The sequence below is a fragment of the Teichococcus aestuarii genome, assembly GCF_042651065.1.
GTDB lineage: Bacteria > Pseudomonadota > Alphaproteobacteria > Acetobacterales > Acetobacteraceae > Pseudoroseomonas > Pseudoroseomonas aestuarii.
On sequence record NZ_JBHSCH010000035.1, the window covers coordinates 26,528 to 44,665 of the forward strand.

Here is an 18,138-nt window from a genome sequence, read left to right on the forward strand (position 1 = left end):
TGAAAGCCCTTCCCGCCGCGCCCCTGCCTCCCAATTCTAGGACTCCCGCAACGGAGACCGCGCATGGCCATCCTGAAAATCGCCCGCATGGGCCACCCTGTGCTGCTCCGCGCCGCCGAGCCGGTGGCCGACCCAACCAGCTCCGAGGTGCGGCGGCTGGTGCAGGACATGGCCGAGACCATGCTCGATGCCGGCGGCCTGGGCCTGGCGGCGCCGCAGGTGCATGTTCCGTCACGCATTTTTGTCTGGCGCAACGGCGACAGCGTGGCCGCGCTGATCAACCCGGAGATCGAGCTGCTGACGCCGCCGGACCAGCGCGGCTGGGAGGGCTGCCTCTCCATCCCCGGCCTGCGCGGCAATGTGGAGCGCGCCGCGCGCATCGCCTTCCGCGGCCTCGACATCGAGGGCGACTCGGTGGAGGGCGAGGCGGAGGGCCTGCTCGCCCGCGTGATGCAGCACGAATACGACCACCTGAACGGCGTGCTCTACCCGATGCGCATGAGCGACCTCGGCCTGTTCGGCTTCACCGACGAGCTGAGCCGGGCCGCCGTGGCGCAGCACAGCGCCGCCGCCCGCGCCGAGGGAGTGGCCGCCCGATGAGCCTGGAGCGCAGCGCCGAGCGCGACGAGGCCCTGCGGGCCATGCTGCCGCATGTGCCCCGGCTGGGCTGGAGCCGGGCCGCCCTGCGGGCCGGCCTCGCCGCCACGGGCGGCAACCCCGATGCCGCCGCCTGGCTGTTCCCGCGCGGCCCGGTGGGGATGGTGGAAGCCTGGGCCGACCTCGCCGACCGCGGCATGGCCGAGGAGGCCGCCACGCGGGGCATCGAGTCCCTGCGGGTCTCGCAGCGCATCCGGGCGCTGGTCGCGCTGCGGCTGGAGCGGCAGGCGCCGCACAAGGAGGCGGTGCGCCGCGCCGTGGCACTGCTGGCGCTGCCCTGGAACGCCCCCGCCGCCGCCCGCGCCACCGCCCGCACGGTGGACGCCATGTGGCTCGCCGCCGGCGACGCCTCGGCCGACATCTCCTTCTATACCCGACGCGCGACGCTGGCCGGCGTCTATGCCGCCACCCTGGCCTACTGGCTGCAGGACCCGGACCCGGAGCGGCAGGCCACGCTCGCCTTCCTCGACCGCCGGCTGGCGGAGGTGGCCCGCCTCAACCGCCCCCGCCGCGCCGCCTGAGCCGGCGGAAGGGCAGGGCAGGCCGGGCGGCAGTCCTGCCTGCCCGGCCGGGGGGGGTGGATTCGCGTTTTGCGGTGGACATTCCGGCCCTGTCGCGGCACAGCCCGGCGCCTGGTCTCTACTGCCGCAGGATCCCCTCCCGTGACCCAATCCCCTCCCGCGCCGCTGGTCGGCATCATCATGGGCAGCCGTTCGGACTGGGAGACGATGCGCCACGCGGCGGAGACGCTCGGCCGGCTCGGCATCGCGCACGAGACGCGGGTGGTCTCCGCCCATCGCACGCCGCAGCGGCTCTATGACTATGCCACCGGCGCCGCCGGACGGGGCCTGCGCGCCATCATCGCCGGCGCGGGCGGCGCCGCCCACCTGCCCGGCATGGCGGCGGCGATGACCCGCCTGCCGGTGCTCGGCGTGCCGGTCGAGAGCCACGCGCTGAAGGGCATGGACAGCCTCCTCTCCATCGTCCAGATGCCGGCCGGCATCCCGGTGGGCACGCTGGCCATCGGCCGGGCGGGGGCGGTGAACGCGGCGCTGCTGGCCGCCGCCATGCTGGCCACCACCGACGAGGCCCTGGCCGCGCGGCTCGACGCCTTCCGCGCCGAGCAGACCGCCGCCGTGGCGGAGGAGCCGGCATGAGCCCGAAGCCCGGCTTCCCGCTGCCGCCCAACAGCACCATCGGCATCCTGGGCGGCGGGCAGCTCGGCCGCATGTCGGCCCTGGCCGCCGCCGAGCTGGGCTATCGCTGCCACATCTACGCGCCGGAAGCGGACAGCCCGGGGATGCAGGTGGCCGCCGCCCGCACCGTGGCCGGCTACGAGGACCCGCAGGCGCTGGCCGCCTTCGCCGCCGCCGTCGACGTCGTCACCTTCGAGTTCGAGAACGTCCCCGCCCGCACGCTGGAGATCCTGGAGCCGCTGGTGCCCTGCCGCCCCGGGCGCAAGGCGCTGGCCGTCTGCCAGGACCGGCTGCAGGAGAAGGCGTTCTTCGGCGAGGCGGGCGTGCCCGTGGCGCCCTGGCGCGCCGTGCACAGCCTGACGGAGCTGGAGGCGGCGATCGGCGAGATCGGCCTGCCGGCGGTGCTGAAGACCACCCGCCTCGGCTATGACGGGCGCGGCCAAGCGGTGATCCGCGCGCCGGAGGAGGCCGCGGCCGCCTTCGCCCGGCTGGAGCCGAAGCCGCTGATCCTGGAAGCCTTCGTGCCCTTCACGCAGGAGATCTCGGCGGTGGCCGCGCGCGGCGCGGAGGGCGCCACGGCGGTCTATGACGCGGTGGAGAACCGCCACCACCACCACATCCTGGACCTGTCCTTCGCCCCGGCGCGCATCCCGCAGGCTGTGGCCGAGTCGGCCCGGGCGCACGCGGCGCGTGTGGCGGCGGCGCTGGAACTCGTGGGCGTGCTGGCGGTGGAGTTCTTCCTGCTGGCGGATGGCCGGCTGCTGGGCAACGAGATCGCCCCGCGCCCGCACAATTCCGGCCACTGGACGATGGATGCCTGCCAGGCCAGCCAGTTCCACCAGCACATGCGCGCCGTGGCCGGCCTGCCCCTGGGCAGCCCGCGCCGCCATTCGGACGCGGTGATGCGCAACCTTGTGGGCCCGGAGGGCATGGCGAAGCTGCCGCTGTTGCAGGGCAGCCCCGACATTTCCGTGCATCTCTACGGCAAGGCCGCGGCGCGCGAGGGCCGCAAAATGGGCCATGCGAACCGGATTTTCCCCCTGGGAAGCCTTGAGACGGCCGGAGACGCGGCGCTGCTCTCGGACCTGTGACCAAAATGCCCACCCCGCCTGTGGCGCCGCTGCCACAGCGTGGCGGAAACTCCGGAGCCTGTGCTGCACACCGGCGAAGGTAGTGCTAATTGAAGTCACACGCGGCGCCGGACTCGAGGGATGACCTTCGCGGATGAGCGCAGCGAGCATGCCTCTGGTGGATCGAGGAGAATTCTAATGAGCCTCAAGAAGGCGCTTCTGGCCGCGACCGTTCTGGCGCTGCCGCTCGCGGCTCAGGCGCAGCCTGTCACGGGCGTGTATGTCGGCGCTGGCGCTGGCTATAACTACCTGCAGGATTCGGACATTTCCGTCTCCGGCGGCGGCGTCCTGGGCACGGCCCGTGGCCCCTCGCGCAAGCTCGACGGCGAGTTCGACAACGGCTTCGGCGGTGTCGTCAGCCTGGGCTACGGCTTCGGCAACGGCGTCCGCGCCGAGATCGAGGGCAACTACCGCGAGAACGACGTCTCGTCGCTGTCCACCAATGCCGGCCCGCTGCCGGGCATCGGCGGCACGGCCCGCAGCTACGGCGTGATGGCGAACGCCCTGTACGACTTCAACCTGGGCCTGCCGATCGTCCCCTACATCGGCGCTGGCGCCGGTTATGTGTGGCACGACTACGACACCGTCCGTAGCCGCGGCAACGCCGGCAACGCCGCGCTGAACAGCGTGACGATCGACGACGAGGAAGGCACCTTCGCCTTCCAGGGCATCGTCGGCGCCGCCTTCCCGATCGCCGCCGTCCCCGGCCTGGCGATCACCGCCGAGTACCGCTTCCTCGGCACGCTGCAGCCCGAGTTCACCGCGGTGTCCCGCTCGGTGACCGGCGCCGCGACCCGCACCAAGGTCGAGGTGGACAACTACAACCACTCCGCCTTCATCGGCCTGCGCTACGCCTTCAACCAGCCGGTGCCGGCCGCGCCCGTGCCGGTCGTGGCCCCCGCGCCCGCCGCTGCCCCGGCCCCGGCCCGCACCTACCTGGTGTTCTTCGACTTCGACCGCGCCGACCTGACGGACCGCGCCCGCCAGATCATCGCCGAGGCCGCCCAGAACAGCAGCCGCGTGCAGGCGACCCGCATCGAAGTGGCCGGCCACGCCGACCGCTCGGGCTCGCCGCAGTACAACCAGCGCCTCTCGCAGCGCCGCGCCGACGCGGTCGCCGCCGAGCTGGTCCGCCTGGGTGTTGCCCGCTCCGCCATCACGGTCCAGGCGTTCGGCGAGAGCCGCCCGCTGGTCCCGACGGCCGACGGCGTGCGCGAGCCGCAGAACCGCCGCGTCGAGATCGTCCTGCGCTAATCCCGCAGAACGGTTCCGCACGGAACGAGAGGGGGGCGCCGCGAGGCGCCCCTTTTTTCGTTCGCCTGGCGCTTCCGCGCCCAGGCATGAAAAAGGCGCTGCCGGCTGGCAGCGCCTTTTTCTGTCTCCGATACCCGGGCGGGAATCAGCGCGTTGCGGCGGCGACCTGGGTCTGGCGCGGCGCCTGGGCCGTGCGCACCGGGCAGGCAGCCGGGCTGTAGGGGTTGGGCACGGCCTGGCCGCTGGAGAGCGCCGCCAGCCCGGCCAGGTCGGGCTTCGCCGCCAGCGCCTGCTGGAAGAGCGGCGCCGCGTTCTGGCAGAAATGCGAGCCCTGGCGGATGCCTTCCTGCGACTGGGCATTGGCCAGGGTGGTGATGAACTGGTCGAGCTGGCGCTGGCCGCCCGCGCCATGCACGCGCCGGAAATGCGCCGCCACCTGCCGGTAGGCCTGGCCCAGCTCACGCTGGTTACGGGTCACGAAGGCGTTGTAATGGTCGTGCTGCCCGCAGGAGAGCGCCACCACCATCAACTGGCTCTGCAGCGCCCGCACCGAGAAGGCGGTCTGCTCCGCCGGCTGCAGGCAGGTCTGCGCCGCCACGGGCGAGCTGACGGCCAGCGCCAGGGCGCCGGCCAGGATCGTGCGGATTTTCGTCATCGCGGCCGGGACCCCCATCCCGAAGCTGGTCGGGGCGGTGGCCCCGTTACGGGATCATATCAGAAGCGGGATCGGGCGCGATAGGGCAAAGCGGTTTGTTCACAACCGCTTCCGGCCAGGCTTGAAGATGCCGGATGAGGCGCGCCCCAGGCGCGCGGGGCTCAGGCGATGATGTCGGGCACCAGCCGGCTTTCCAGCCAGGCGATCTCGTCCTTCAGCTTGAGCTTGCGCTTCTTCAGCCGCTGGAGCTGAAGCTGGTCCAGAAGGGAGGTCTCCAGGCGCGCGATCACGGTGTCCAGGTCACGATGCTCGCTGCGGAGCTCGTGCAGGCGGCGGAGCAGGCTTTCACGGTCGGCCAGGATGAGCCTCATGGGTTGTCGGTTTGAGTCGCATCTGGGTGGGAAAGCGCCATATCATGTCCGGGCGTGGTCGCCCAGCATGGTCTATCGGTCGCCGGGGCTGCCAGGGTCATGGCAGGGTCGCGAAGAGACCGGGACAGCGAAGCCCACGCCTCGGGGGCCCACCGGCGGCCCGATCGTCGCCGGTTCCAGGCTTCCCGGGTCAACCCTGGCTGGAGGATAGCGCGCCGATGATGCAACAGCCCCGCCTGCGCAGCCTGCAGGAGCGTCACGCCACGCTCGAACGGCAGATCGCCGAGGAGGGAAATCGCCCGCAGCCCGATCCGGGGGCGCTCTCGCGCCTGAAAAGGGCCAAACTCCGTCTCAAGGAAGAGATGCACAGGCTGAGCGCCGGCCGCTGACCACGGCGTTTGGCGAAAGGGTGCCCCCGTGGCCATGATGCCACGGGGGCATTTCGTATGTCGGCTCCGTGACGCTTCGGCTCGCAATCCGTGTTCCGGGCCCTAGGTAAAGGGGACAACCAGGGCCTATAAGCCCGCGACCCCCACAAGGAGCACGTTGCACGGCATGGAAGCCTCGGACATCACGCGGGTGCAGACCTATCTGCGTCGCCTCTTCGGCACGGAGCGCATCAACATCCTGCGCCCGGCCAGGCCCGGCCTGTCCGTCGAGGTGGCGGTGGAGGACGAGGTCATCGGCACGCTGCATCGCGATACCGAGGATGGGGAAATCTCCTATTCCCTCCACCTGACCATCCTGGAGGAAGACCTGCCGCCCGCGCCGAAGGCGGACAAGGCGCCGCCGCGCCGCCGCGCCTGAGGCGCGGAGCCGGCCCGGCAGGGCCGGGCCAGGCGAGGAGGGCGGGGCAGGAGGGCGGCGATGGGGCATGGCCCCGCCCGCCGCCGGGGATCAGGCGGCGTCCTCGTCCTCACCCAGCGCCGCCGGCGCGGCCGGGTTGCCGCCCGCGGCCAGCACCGCCGCGTTCAGGTCGGACTGGCTGCACAGGCCGAGGATCACCGGGTCGCGCGGCTTGATGTTGGCGCTGTTCCAGTGGGTGCGGTCGCGCACCTTGGCGATGGTATCCTTGGTGGTGCCGAGCAGCTTGCCGATCTGCGCCTCGGAGAGCTGCGGGAAGTTGCGCAGCAGGAAGGCGATGGCGTCCGGCCGGTCGTTGCGCTTGGAGACGGGGGTGTAGCGCGCGCCCTTGCCGCGGCTCTTCGGCACCGGGCTGGCGGTCTCCATCAGCCGCAGCCGGGCATTCGGGTCGGCCTCGCAGCGGGCGATCTCCTCGCGCCGCAGCTGGCTGTTCTGCACCGGGTCGTAGCCGACGATGCCCTGCGCGACCTCGCCATCGGCGATCGCCTGCACTTCCAGCGGATGCATGCCGACGAAGTCGGCGATCTGCTCGAAGCTCAGGGACGTCTTCTCGATGAGCCACACAGCGGTGGCCTTCGGCATCAGCGGCAGGGTCATCGGAAACCTTACAAGTCTGTCGGGCGGGTCGCGCGGCCACGCCCCGGATGCCGTTGCATATAGAGAGGGGGAGGGAGAGGGTCAAAGCCCGAGCGCATCGGCCGGCCTGAACGCTTGGCGAGAATGTGGCCGGCACCGCATGCTTGGCGCTGCCCGGGCCGCCCCATATCGTCCAGGCAGAGGACGAGCTGGAGTTCAGGGCATGACCAAACGACGTCTTGCGGTGGTGTTCGGCGGGGCGGGCTTCATCGGCCGGCACCTAGTTCCGCGCCTGGCGCGGCAGGATTACGAGGTGCGGGTGATCACCCGCAACCCGGAGGCGGTGCGGCCGATGATGACGCAGGGCCGGCTGGCCCAGGTGGTGCCCTGGGCCACGGATCTGCGCTCGGACGCGGCGCTGGCGCGGGCGGTGGAAGGGGCCACGCTGGTCGTCAACCTGATCGGCATCCTGGCCGAGAAGCGGCGCGGCGACTTCCAGCGCCTGCAGGGCGAGCTGCCGGGCCGCATCGGCCGCGCCGCCGCGGCGGCGGGGGTGGAGCATGTGGTGCATGTTTCCGCCATCGGCGCCGACCCGAACAGCGAAAGCGCCTATGCCCGCAGCAAGGCGGCGGGCGAGGCGGCGCTGCGCACGGCCTTCCCCCGCGCCGTGATCCTGCGGCCCTCCATCATCTTCGGGCCCGAGGACCAGTTCTTCAACCGCTTCGCCAATATGGCGCAGCTGCTGCCCTTCATGCCGGTGGTCTGCGGCGCCACGAAGTTCCAGCCCGTCAATGTGGGCGATGTGGCGGAGGCCATCCTCGCCGCCACGCGCCGGCCGGAGGCGGCGGGCCGCACCTATGAGCTGGGCGGGCCGCGCGTCGCGAGCTTCCGCGAGCTGATGGGCTATGTGCTGGAGGTGACGGGCCGGCCGAAGCGCCTCGTCGCCCTGCCGGACGGGCTGGTGCGGCTGCAGGCCCGGCTGGGCGAGTTCCTGCCCAGCCCGCCGCTGACGCGCGACCAGCTCGCCCAGCTGCGCCGCGACAATGTCGTCTCGCCCGGGGCCGAAGGGCTGGAGGCGCTCGGTATCGTGCCGCAGGCGATGGAGGCGGTGGTGCCGGGCTATCTGGCGCGCTTCCGGCCCGGCGGGGGGCGGCGGTCGGTCATCCCCTCCTGATTGACCGAATCGGACCTATTGGTCGGAACGGTTTCTCGTGACCCGGCCTTTTCCGATACCCGGGCTATTTTAAAGGTAAGCATCGCTGACTTTTCGGCGCGAATAGGACTCGCGCATGGTCCCTGACTATGGCAAAGCTGCGTCGGCCGGGGTGAAAGCCCCGCCCGGCGCCCCTGCGCCGTGGCGGCGAGCGCCCTCGGTCCCTAGTCCGACCTGCCTGCCGAAGGACCCGTGCCCATGGCCGAGCGCATGCTGCAATTCGTCCGCCTTTCGCAACAGACGCCGGACAAGCGCTCGGCCGAGGCACGACGGCAGGATTTCGGCGAGATCTACCAGCGCTTCAGCGCCGAGCGCGCCAGCGCCCAGGCCAGCCGTTGCAGCCAGTGCGGCGTGCCCTTCTGCTCCATCCACTGCCCGCTGAACCAGCACATCCCGGACTGGCTGAAGCTGACGGCCGAGGGGCGGCTGGAGGAAGCCTACGAGGTGAACGCCGCCACCAACACCTTCCCCGAGATCTGCGGCCGCGTCTGCCCGCAGGACCGTCTCTGCGAGGGCAACTGCGTCATCGAGAAGGGCTTCGACAGCGTCACCATCGGCGCGGTGGAGAAGTACATCACCGACACCGCCTGGGAGCAGGGCTGGGTGAAGCCGCCGACGCCCACGCGCGAGGTGGCGCATTCCGTCGGCATCGTCGGCGCCGGCCCGGCCGGGCTGGCGGCGGCCGAGCGGCTGCGGCGGCGCGGCTGGCAGGTCACGGTCTATGACCGCTACGACCGCGTCGGCGGGCTGATGATCTACGGCATCCCCAACTTCAAGCTGGAGAAGGAGGTCGTGCTGCGCCGCCACGCGCAGTACGCGGAGGGCGGCATCGAGTTCGTGCTGAACTGCCAGATCGGCCGCGACATCACCCTGGCGGAGCTGCGCGCGAAGCACGACGCGGTGCTGATCGCCACCGGCGTGTACAAGGCGCGTGACATCGGCGGGCCGGGCGCCAATTTGGGCGGCATCGTCCCGGCCCTCGATTACCTGACCGCCTCCAACCGCCAGGGCCTCGGCGATGCCGTGCCGGACTTCGAGAGCGGCGCGCTGAACGCGGCCGGCAAGAAGGTGGTGGTGATCGGCGGCGGCGACACGGCGATGGATTGCGTCCGCACCGCCATCCGCCAGGGCGCCGAGAGCGTCACCTGCCTCTACCGCCGCGACAAGGCGAACATGCCCGGCTCCATGCGCGAGGTGAACAACGCCGAGGAGGAGGGCGTGCGCTTCGCCTGGCTCTGCGCGCCGGAGGGTTTCGAGGGGGAGGGGCATGTCTCGGCGGTGCGCGCGGTGCGGATGCATCTTGGCCTGCCCGACGCCACCGGCCGCCAGCAGGTGGAGCCGATCCCCGGCAGCGCCTTCGCCGAGCCGGCCGACCTCGTCATCAAGGCGCTGGGCTTCGACCCTGAGGACCTGCCCACCCTGTTCGGCGAGCCCGGCCTGACGGTCAGCCGCTGGGGCACGCTGACGGTGGACCGCCGCAGCATGATGACGAACCTGCCGGGCGTCTTCGCCGCCGGCGACATCGTGCGCGGCGCCAGCCTGGTGGTGTGGGGCATCCGCGACGGCCGCGACGCGGCCGACCAGATCGAGAAGTACGTGGCGGCCAAGAGCGCGCCGGCGATGGCGGCGGAGTGAGCGACATGACCCAGTTCGAGAACGGCGAGGCCTTCGCCGAGACCTATGCCCGCAGCGCCGCGCTGCTCTCCGGCAGCGCGCATGTGGACGTCATGGAGCACGATGCCTGCGGCGTCGGCCTCGTCGCGGCGCTCGACGGCAAGCCGCGGCGCGACGTGGTGCAGGCCGGCATCGACGCGCTGAAGGCCGTCTGGCACCGCGGCGCCGTGGACGCCGACGGCAAGACCGGCGACGGCGCCGGCATCCATATCGAGATCCCGCAGGATTTCTTCGCCGAGGTGGTGGAGCGCGGCGGCGACCGGCTGCGCCCGGGCCGCATCGCGGTGGGCCAGGTCTTCCTGCCCAAGACCGACCTCTCGGCGCAGGAGCGCTGCCGCCAGATCGTCGAGACCGAGATCCTCAACGCCGGCTACAGCATCTATGGCTGGCGCCAGGTGCCGATCGACGTCTCCTGCATCGGCGAGAAGGCCAATGCGACGCGGCCCGAGATCGAGCAGATCCTGATCTACGACCCGGAGCAGCGCGACATTGCGACGATGGAGCGCGACCTCTACGTCATCCGTCGCCGGATCGAGAAGCAGGCCCTGCTGGCCCAGGTGCCGGAGCTGTACCTGTGCAGCCTCTCCGCCCGCTCGATCATCTACAAGGGCATGTTCCTCGCCGAGAACCTGACCGACTTCTACCCCGACCTGCTGGACGAGCGCTTCGTCAGCCGCTTCGCCATCTACCACCAGCGCTACAGCACCAACACCTTCCCCACCTGGCGCCTCGCCCAGCCCTTCCGGATGCTGGCCCACAACGGTGAGATCAACACCGTCCACGGCAACATCAACTGGATGAAGAGCCACGAGACGCGGCTCGCCCACAGCCTGCTCGACCCCTTCATGGAGGACATCAAGCCGGTGGTGCAGGCGGGCGGTTCCGACACCGCCACGCTCGACAACGTCTTCGAGCTGCTGGTCCGCGGCGGGCGCGACGCGCCGATGGCCAAGGCCATGCTGATCCCCGAGAGCATCGGCAGCAACGCCACCATGCCGGCGGCGCACCGCGACCTGTTCATGTACTGCAACGCGGTGATGGAGCCGTGGGATGGCCCGGCGGCGGTGTGCGCCACCGACGGACGCTGGGCCATCGCCGGCCTCGACCGCAACGGGCTGCGCCCGATCCGCTACACCGTCACCAGCGACCGGCTGCTGATCGTCGGCTCCGAGACCGGCATGGTGAAGGTGGCGGAGAGCGAGATCGTCGCCAAGGGCCGCGTCGGTCCCGGCCAGTGCATCGCCGTCGATCTCGACGAGGCGCGCTTCTACGGCGACACCGCGCTGAAGGACCTGCTCGCCGCCCGCCACCCCTTCGGCGACTGGGTGAACCGCACCACCCGCATCGACGACATCGTGCGCGCCGAGGTGGACGAGGCGCCGGCGCTCTCCGGCGAGGCGCTGCGCCGCCGCCAGCTCGCCATGGGCGTGACGCTGGAGGACCTCGAGACCATCCTGCACCCGATGGCGGAGGAGGCGGCCGAGGCGATCGGCTCGATGGGCGACGACACGCCCATCGCCGTGCTCTCCAACCACTATCGCGGCCTGCACCACTACTTCCGGCAGACCTTCGCGCAGGTGACCAACCCGCCGATCGACAGCCTGCGCGAGACGCGGGTGATGACGATCAAGACCCGCCTCGGCAACCTGGGCAACATCCTCGACGAGGACCCGACCCAGTGCGACATGCTGATGCTGGACAGCCCCGTGCTCTCCAACGCCGAGTTCGCGGCGATGCGCGGCTACATGGGCGACACCGCCTGCGAGGTGGACAGCACCTTCCCCGTGGCGGAGGGCGAGGCCGGGCTGCGCCGCGCGCTCGAGCGCATCCGCCGCGAGGCGGAGGAGGGGGTCCGCTCCGGCTGCGCCCATGTCATCCTCACCGATGAGAAGCAGGGCCCCGAGCGCGCCGCCATCCCGATGATCCTGGCGGTGGGCGCGGTGCACACGCATCTGGTGCGCCACTCCCTCCGCACCTTCACCAGCCTGAACGTGCGGGCCGGCGAGTGCATGGACGTGCACTACTTCGCGGTTCTGATCGGCGCCGGCGCCACCACGGTGAACGCCTACCTGGCGCAGGAGAGCATCGCCGACCGGCACCGCCGCGGCCTGTTCGGGCAGAAGTCGCTGAAGGACTGCGTGGCCTCCTACCGCAAGGCGGTGGACAAGGGGCTGCTCAAGATCATGTCCAAGATCGGCATCTCCGTCCTCTCCTCCTATCGCGGCGGCATGAACTTCGAGGCGATCGGCCTCTCCCGCGCGCTGGTGGGCGAGTTCTTCCCCGGCATGCAGAGCCGCATCTCGGGCATCGGCCTCTCGGGCATCGCCCGGCGGGTGCTGGCGATGCACGGCAAGGCCTGGCAGGGCGACACGCCGGTGCTCTCGGTGGGCGGCCTCTACAAGCTGCGCCGCCGCGGCGAGGCGCACGCCTTCGAGGGCAGCCTGATCCACATGATGCAGCACGCGGTGGAGACGGACAGCTACCAGACCTTCAAGCGCTACTCGGACGCGGTGCGCAAGCTGCCGCCCGTGGCGCTGCGCGACCTGCTCGACTTCCGCGCCGAGACGCGCAGGCCCATCGCCATCGAGGAGGTGGAGAGCATCACCGAGATCCGCAAGCGCCTCGTCGCGCCCGGCATCTCGCTCGGCGCGCTGAGCCCCGAGGCGCATGAGACGCTCTCCATCGCCATGAACCGCATCGGCGCCCGCTCGGATTCCGGCGAGGGCGGCGAGGACGCGGCCCGCGCCCGGCCGCGCGCCAATGGCGACAACGCCAACTCCGCCATCAAGCAGATCGCCTCGGGCCGCTTCGGCGTCACCGCCGAGTACCTGAACAACTGCAAGGAGATCGAGATCAAGGTGGCGCAGGGCGCCAAGCCCGGCGAGGGCGGGCAGCTGCCCGGCTTCAAGGTCTCCGGCATCATCGCGAAGCTGCGCCACGCCACGCCGGGCGTCACCCTGATCAGCCCGCCGCCGCACCATGACATCTACTCGATCGAGGATCTGGCGCAGCTCATTTACGACCTGAAGCAGATCAACCCCGAGGCGACGGTCTGCGTGAAGCTGGTGTCCCGCTCGGGCATCGGCACCATCGCAGCGGGGGTGGCCAAGGCCAAGGCGGATGCCATCCTGGTTTCCGGCCATTCGGGCGGCACCGGCGCCTCGCCGGTCTCCTCCATCAAGTATGCCGGGCTGCCCTGGGAGATGGGGCTGTCCGAGACGCACCAGGTGCTGCTGCTCAACCGGCTGCGCCACCGGGTGAAGCTGCGCACCGATGGCGGCCTCAAGACGGGGCGCGACGTGGTGATCGCCGCCATGCTGGGCGCCGAGGAATTCGGCATCGGCACCGCCTCGCTGGTGGCGATGGGCTGCATCATGGTGCGGCAGTGCCACTCCAACACCTGCCCCGTCGGCGTCTGCACCCAGGACGAGGCGCTGCGGCAGAAGTTCGAGGGCACGCCGGAGAAGGTCATCAACCTGTTCTCCTTCATCGCCGAGGAGATCCGCGAGATCCTGGCCGGGCTCGGCTTCCGCCGGCTGGAGGAGGTGATCGGCCGCACCGACCTGCTGAAGCAGGTCAGCCGCGGCGCCGAGGACCTCGACGACCTCGACCTCAACCCGCTGCTGGTGCAGGCCGATGCCGGCCCCTATGCGCGCCACTGCACGCTGGAGGGCCGCAACGAGGTGCCGGAGACGCTGGACGCCGACATGATCCGCGACGCCGCCGCGCTGTTCGAGCGGGGCGAGAAGATGCAGCTCGCCTACAACATCCGCAACACGCACCGCGCCATCGGCACCAAGATCAGCAGCAAGATCGTCCGCAAGTTCGGCATGGAGGGGCTGCAGGCCGGGCACCTGACGGTGCGGCTGCGCGGCTCGGCCGGGCAGTCGCTCGGCGCCTTTGCCGTGCGCGGGCTGAAGCTCGAGGTGCTGGGCGACGCCAACGACTATGTGGGCAAGGGCCTCTCGGGCGGCACCATCGTGGTGCGGCCGGCGCCCTCCTCGCCGCTGGTCTGGAACGAGAACGCCATCGTCGGCAACACCTGCCTCTATGGCGCGACGGCGGGCGAGTTCTTCGCCGCCGGCCAGGCGGGGGAGCGCTTCGCCGTCCGCAACTCCGGCGCCACGGCGGTGGTCGAGGGCGTCGGCGCCAATGGCTGCGAGTACATGACCGGTGGCGTGGTGGTCATCCTCGGCAGCGTGGGCGACAATTTCGGCGCCGGCTTCACCGGCGGCCAGGCCTTCGTCTATGACGCGGATGGCACCTTCGAGCAGCGCCTGAACCCGGACACGCTGCTCTGGCGCCGACTCGGCTCGGCCCATTGGGAAGGGGTGCTGCAGGCGCTCATCGCCCGCCACGCGGCCGAGACCGGCTCCCGCCACGCGGCGCGGCTGCTGAACGACTGGGACAGCGAGCGCGGCCATTTCTGGCAGGTGGTGCCGAAGGAATATGCCCGCTACCTGCCGCAGCCGATGGAGGCCGTGGCGATCGCGGCGGAATAATGGCCAAGATTGCGTGACCGGCGGCTGAAAGGCCGGTTACGCGCTCACGATTTCGTGAGTACCATCTTTGCGACAGGGGGGGCGGCGTGCGATAAGCGCCGCCCCTTCCAGTTCCGGCGCGGTGCATGCGAATCCTCTACCATCTGCCTCTCTCCCCCTATGCGCGCAAAGTGCGTCTGGTCCTGAGTGAGAAGCGCATTCCGTTCGAGCTGCGGGTCGAGCGGGTCTGGGAGCGGCGGGAGGAATTCCTGCACCTGAACCCGGCCTGCACCGTGCCGGTGCTGGAGGAGGAGAACGGCCTCGTCCTGGCCGACAGCTACGCCATCTGCGAGTATCTGGACGAGGCCTATCCGGACCTGCCGCTGCTCGGCCGCACGCTGGGGGAGCGGGCGGAGGTGCGCCGCCTCGTCGCCTGGTTCGACGGCAAGTTCGCCCGCGAGGTGACGGAGAACCTGCTCTACGAGAAGCAGATGAAGCGGCTGCTCGGCCGCGGCAACCCGGATGCGGCGGCGATCCGCGCCGGCTACGCCAACCTCAAGCCGCATCTGGACTATCTCGGCTGGCTGGCCGAGACGCGGCTCTGGCTGGCCGGCAACGCCCTCTCCCTGGCCGACCTCGCCGCCGCCGCGCATCTCTCGACGCTGGACTATATCGGCGACCTCGACTGGTCGCTGAACGAGAGCGCCAAGGACTGGTATGCCCGGGTGAAGTCCCGCCCCGCCTTCCGCTCGCTGCTGGCCGACCGGGTGAGCGGCGTGAACCCGCCCGTCCACTACGCTGACCTCGACTTCTGAGGAACCGCGCCGGGGGAGGGGCTTCCCCCCCCCGGCGCCGCCTCAGGGCACCACCCCCTCGGGCAGTGTCAGCACATGGTCGAGGATGCCGCCGGCGGTGGTGATCCAGACCTCGTCCCGCTCCGCCACGATCCGCTCCAGCGCCCCGCGCAGCGCCCGCAGCCGGTAGGGCTGCCCGACCAGGTAGGGGTGGAGCGCGATGCCCATCACCTGCGGCTGCCCGTCCCGCGCCACCTGCCGCAGCCTTTCCTCGAAATCGGCCACGATCATCGCCGCGAACTGCTCCGCCCCGTCCTTGCGGGCGACGATGGCGGGGATGTCGTTCACCTCCTGCGGGTAGGGGATGGCGAGCAGCCGCCCCGCCCGTGTCCGCATCCAGATGGGCTGGTCGTCGGCGCACCAGTTCAGCGTGTAGCGGTAGCCGGCCTCGGCCAGCAGGTCCGGGGTGAAGGCGCTCTCGGCGATCCAGGGGGAGAGCCAGCCGCGCGGCGGCGCTCCCTCGGCGGCGGCGATGGCGGCGGTGGAGTCCGCGATCAGCAGCGCCTCGGCGGCCTCGCCCAGGGTGTTCTGCCGCTCGCTGTTGGTGCGGCCATGGCCGGCGATCTCGTCGCCCCGCGCGCGGTGGGCGGCGACGAGCTGGGGGGCGTAGTCATACATCGCGCTGTTCAGCAGCACGGTGGCGGGCAGCGAAAGCTCGTCCAGCATGTCCAGCATCCGCCAGGCGCCGACGCGGTTGCCATAGTCCCGCCAGGCGTAGTTCAGCACGTCCGGCTGCGGGCCGCCGCCGCCATTGGGCCCGGGCGCCAGCTCCGCCCCCAGCCCCTGCCCGAAGGCGAAGTGCTCCAGGTTGAGGCCGAGATACACCGCCAGCCGCCTCTCTCCCGGCCAGGCATAGGCGGGGCGGCCGCGCCAGGGGTGGTAGTCGTAGCGGCCGTGGCTGGGCAGCATGGAATCGTCTCCGCAAAAGCACAGCAAAACACAGCCCCGCTTAGCAAGGGGCAGGCCACATGCCTGCGCGGTTCCCCCTGCGCGTGAAAACCGCTAGAACCCGGCCATGTCCAAGCCCCCGCCGGCCGAGGCGGCCCGGGCCCGCGCCCTGCTCTCCGCGACCGCCCGTGCGGGCCGGGCGCGGCTGGCGCGACCCATCCTGCTCGGCCTTGCCTCGATCGCCTGCGGCATCGCCCAGGCCTGGCTGATCGCCACCGTGCTGGCCGCGCTGCTCGGCCATGGCGATGGCGGCTGGGCCGAACTGGCCGGCGCCGCCTCGCTGGCGCTGCTCGCCACCGGCCTCACCGTGGCGCAGGAGCGCGCGCAGGCCGATGCCGGCGCCAGCGCCCGCGCCGGGCTGCGCCGCCGCGCCGGCGCCGGCCTGCTGCGCGCCGGCCCCGCCGATGAGCGCCCGGTGGGCGAGCGCGCCGCCCTGGTGGTGGACCGCATCGAGGCGCTGGACGGCTATTTCTCCCGCTGGCTGCCCGCCGCGGCGCTGGCCGCCGCCGGGCCGCTGCTGATCGCCGTCGCCGTCGCCACCGAGGACCCGCTGAGCGGCGTGATCCTGTTCGCCGCCGGCGCCATGGTGCCGGTGGGCATGGCGCTGACCGGCATCGGCGCCGCCCTGGCCAGCCGGCAGCAGTTCGACGCGCTGCAGGCGCTCTCGGGGCGCTTCCTCGACCGCATGCGCGGCCTGCCGCAGCTGGTGCTGTTCCGCCGGCAGGAGGCCGAGGCGCAGTCCCTCGGCGCCGCCGCCGACGAGTTGCGCCGCCGCACCATGCGGGTGCTGCGCGTGGCCTTCCTCTCCGGGCTGGTGCTGGAGGTGATCTTCGCCGCGGTGCTGGGCTGCCTCGCCTGGCGGCACGGCAACCTGCTGGTGGGCGGCCACCCGGACCCGCAGGCGGCGCTGTTCTGCCTGCTGATGGTGCCGGGCTTCTTCGCGCCGCTGCGCGCCTTCTCCGCCGCCTATCACGAGCGCATGTCGGCCAACGGCGCCGCCGCCGCCCTGGCCCCGCTGCTGGACGGGCCGGATGAGGAGGACGGGCTGCAACTGGCGGAGATTCCGCCCAGCGTGGTGGTCACCTTCGAGCATGTCGGCCTGACCTACGACCCGGCACGCGGCCCGGCCCTGACCGACCTCTCCTTCCGCGTGCTGCCGGGCGAGGCGCTGGTGCTGGCCGGTCCCTCCGGCTCCGGCAAGTCCTCCGTGCTGCGGCTGCTGATGGGCTTCCGCGCCCCCGATGGCGGGCGCATCGCGCTGAACGGGCGGGACGCCACCACGCTGCGCCCGGCCGAGCTGCGCCGCCTCTCCGCCTATGTCGGGCAGAAGGCGCACCTGTTCCGCGCCAGCATCCGCGAGAACATCCTGCTCGCCCGCCCCGAGGCGACGCCGGCCGAGGTGGAGGCGGCCGCCCGCGCCGCGCATGTCACGGAATTCGCCACGGCCCTGCCCGAGGGGCTGGAGACGCTGGTGGGCGAGGGGGGCTATGGCCTCTCCGGCGGGCAGGCGCAGCGCGTGGCCATCGCCCGCGCCTTCCTGCGCAACACGCCGCTGGTGCTGCTCGACGAGCCCACCGCGCATCTGGACCCCGGCACGGAGGCGCAGGTGCTGGACAGCCTGCGCCGCCTCTGCGCCGGGCGCACCGCCATCATCGCCACCCATTCGCCGGCGCTGCGCGCCCGCTTCAGCCGCGCACTGGAACTCGAGCAGGGCCGCGCCATCCTCTCCCGGATGGCCGGGGAATGAGCGCCATGCGGCAGGACCTGACCCGTGTGCTCGGCCTGTGGCGGGCGCGCCGCGCCTGGCTGCTGGCCGGCGTGGCCATGGCCGTGCTGGCGGCGCTGGCGGGAGTGGCGCTGCTGGCCTTCGCCGGGCGCGGCGTCTCTGAGGGGCTGCGGACCGGCGCGCTGACCGGCGCCGCCATCGGCTCGCTGCTGCTGCTGCGGCCGCTGATGGTGCTGCGCCCCGGCGCCCGCTACCTGGAGCGGCTGGTCACCCATTCCGCCACCTTCCGCGCCCTGGCCGACACCCGCATCTGGTTCTTCCGCCGGCTGGCCGAGCGCCTGCCCGCCGGCCTCGGCCTGCGCGGCGCCGGCGACCTGCTGGGCCGCCTCGTCTCCGATGTCGAGGCGCTGGACGGGCTGTATCTGCGCGCCCTGGTGCCGGGCGCCGCCGCCATCGCGGTGGTGCTGGCGGTGGCGGTGCTGCTGGGCGCCGCCGAGCCGGCGCTGGCCGCCATCGCGGCCCTGCTGCCGCAGCTGGAG

The 18,138-nt window shown here is 71.8% G+C and carries 16 protein-coding genes and 1 pseudogene; 13 read left to right on the plus strand and 4 right to left on the minus strand.

What is annotated here, in order from left to right:
- The first annotated feature begins 63 nt into the window (after window positions 1-63).
- The 5 genes from def (at window position 64) to ACFOY6_RS14195 (ending at window position 4,237) form a co-directional block, all read left to right on the plus strand.
- Window positions 64-600, plus strand: coding sequence for a peptide deformylase (def, locus tag ACFOY6_RS14175; RefSeq protein WP_109518298.1), 537 nt, complete (start codon window positions 64-66; stop codon window positions 598-600).
- A complete protein-coding gene (locus tag ACFOY6_RS14180) occupies window positions 597-1,178 on the plus strand; it encodes a COQ9 family protein (RefSeq protein WP_379651377.1) in 582 nt (193 codons plus the stop codon). The genes def and ACFOY6_RS14180 overlap by 4 nt, the downstream gene beginning before the upstream one ends.
- A gap of 180 nt (window positions 1,179-1,358) precedes the next feature.
- Window positions 1,359-1,814: a 5-(carboxyamino)imidazole ribonucleotide mutase gene (purE, locus tag ACFOY6_RS14185; protein ID WP_379636135.1), complete on the plus strand. Its 456-nt coding sequence runs from the start codon at window positions 1,359-1,361 to the stop codon at window positions 1,812-1,814.
- Window positions 1,811-2,944, plus strand: a complete 1,134-nt coding sequence (locus ACFOY6_RS14190; RefSeq protein WP_379651379.1) for a 5-(carboxyamino)imidazole ribonucleotide synthase — start codon at window positions 1,811-1,813, stop codon at window positions 2,942-2,944. The genes purE and ACFOY6_RS14190 overlap by 4 nt, the downstream gene beginning before the upstream one ends.
- Before the next feature lie 177 nt (window positions 2,945-3,121).
- Window positions 3,122-4,237: an OmpA family protein gene (locus ACFOY6_RS14195; protein ID WP_109518301.1), complete on the plus strand. Its 1,116-nt coding sequence runs from the start codon at window positions 3,122-3,124 to the stop codon at window positions 4,235-4,237.
- Between the two features lie 145 nt (window positions 4,238-4,382).
- On the opposite strand, the gene ACFOY6_RS14200 is transcribed toward ACFOY6_RS14195, so the two are convergent.
- Both ACFOY6_RS14200 and ACFOY6_RS14205 read right to left on the minus strand, forming a co-directional pair.
- Window positions 4,383-4,892 carry a hypothetical protein gene (locus ACFOY6_RS14200; protein ID WP_379651381.1) on the minus strand — a complete coding sequence of 170 codons (510 nt, stop codon included), beginning with the start codon at window positions 4,890-4,892 and terminating at the stop codon, window positions 4,383-4,385.
- Window positions 4,893-5,053: 161 nt separating this feature from the next.
- Window positions 5,054-5,254, minus strand: a complete 201-nt coding sequence (locus ACFOY6_RS14205) for a YdcH family protein (RefSeq protein ID WP_109518332.1) — start codon at window positions 5,252-5,254, stop codon at window positions 5,054-5,056.
- Window positions 5,255-5,484: 230 nt separating this feature from the next.
- Between ACFOY6_RS14205 and ACFOY6_RS14210 the strand changes: the two genes are divergently transcribed.
- Both ACFOY6_RS14210 and ACFOY6_RS14215 read left to right on the plus strand, forming a co-directional pair.
- On the plus strand, window positions 5,485-5,652 hold the full coding sequence (locus tag ACFOY6_RS14210; protein ID WP_379651383.1) for a YdcH family protein: 168 nt from the start codon (window positions 5,485-5,487) through the stop codon (window positions 5,650-5,652).
- 166 nt (window positions 5,653-5,818) lie between these two features.
- Complete coding sequence (locus ACFOY6_RS14215) at window positions 5,819-6,070, plus strand: DUF3126 family protein (RefSeq protein ID WP_109518303.1); 252 nt, start codon at window positions 5,819-5,821, stop codon at window positions 6,068-6,070.
- 90 nt (window positions 6,071-6,160) lie between these two features.
- Here the strand turns inward: ACFOY6_RS14215 and ACFOY6_RS14220 are convergent, their stop codons facing one another.
- Complete coding sequence (locus tag ACFOY6_RS14220; protein ID WP_109518304.1) at window positions 6,161-6,724, minus strand: DUF1013 domain-containing protein; 564 nt, start codon at window positions 6,722-6,724, stop codon at window positions 6,161-6,163.
- Between the two features lie 202 nt (window positions 6,725-6,926).
- On the opposite strand from ACFOY6_RS14220, the gene ACFOY6_RS14225 reads away from it, so the two are divergent.
- From ACFOY6_RS14225 to fzlA, 4 genes are all read left to right on the plus strand, one after another.
- Window positions 6,927-7,877, plus strand: a complete 951-nt coding sequence (locus ACFOY6_RS14225; protein ID WP_379651385.1) for a complex I NDUFA9 subunit family protein — start codon at window positions 6,927-6,929, stop codon at window positions 7,875-7,877.
- A 237-nt stretch (window positions 7,878-8,114) separates the two neighbouring features.
- Window positions 8,115-9,551, plus strand: a complete 1,437-nt coding sequence (locus ACFOY6_RS14230) for an NAD(P)-dependent oxidoreductase (protein ID WP_379651387.1) — start codon at window positions 8,115-8,117, stop codon at window positions 9,549-9,551.
- A gap of 5 nt (window positions 9,552-9,556) precedes the next feature.
- Window positions 9,557-14,092, plus strand: a complete 4,536-nt coding sequence (gene gltB / locus ACFOY6_RS14235) for a glutamate synthase large subunit (RefSeq protein WP_379651389.1) — start codon at window positions 9,557-9,559, stop codon at window positions 14,090-14,092.
- A gap of 125 nt (window positions 14,093-14,217) precedes the next feature.
- Window positions 14,218-14,886, plus strand: a complete 669-nt coding sequence (gene fzlA / locus ACFOY6_RS14240) for an FtsZ-binding protein FzlA (protein WP_109518308.1) — start codon at window positions 14,218-14,220, stop codon at window positions 14,884-14,886.
- A 42-nt stretch (window positions 14,887-14,928) separates the two neighbouring features.
- On the opposite strand, the gene ACFOY6_RS14245 is transcribed toward fzlA, so the two are convergent.
- Entirely contained in the window at window positions 14,929-15,834 is a 906-nt protein-coding gene (locus ACFOY6_RS14245) for a polysaccharide deacetylase family protein (RefSeq protein ID WP_379651391.1), read from the minus strand.
- 106 nt (window positions 15,835-15,940) lie between these two features.
- Here ACFOY6_RS14245 and cydD point away from each other — a divergent pair, with 106 nt between their 5' ends.
- Window positions 15,941-17,620, plus strand: coding sequence for a thiol reductant ABC exporter subunit CydD (cydD, locus tag ACFOY6_RS14250; RefSeq protein WP_379651393.1), 1,680 nt, complete (start codon window positions 15,941-15,943; stop codon window positions 17,618-17,620).
- Window positions 17,617-18,138 (plus strand): annotated as a pseudogene (locus tag ACFOY6_RS14255) (thiol reductant ABC exporter subunit CydC); the annotation flags it as partial. The gene cydD and the pseudogene ACFOY6_RS14255, both read left to right, overlap by 4 nt.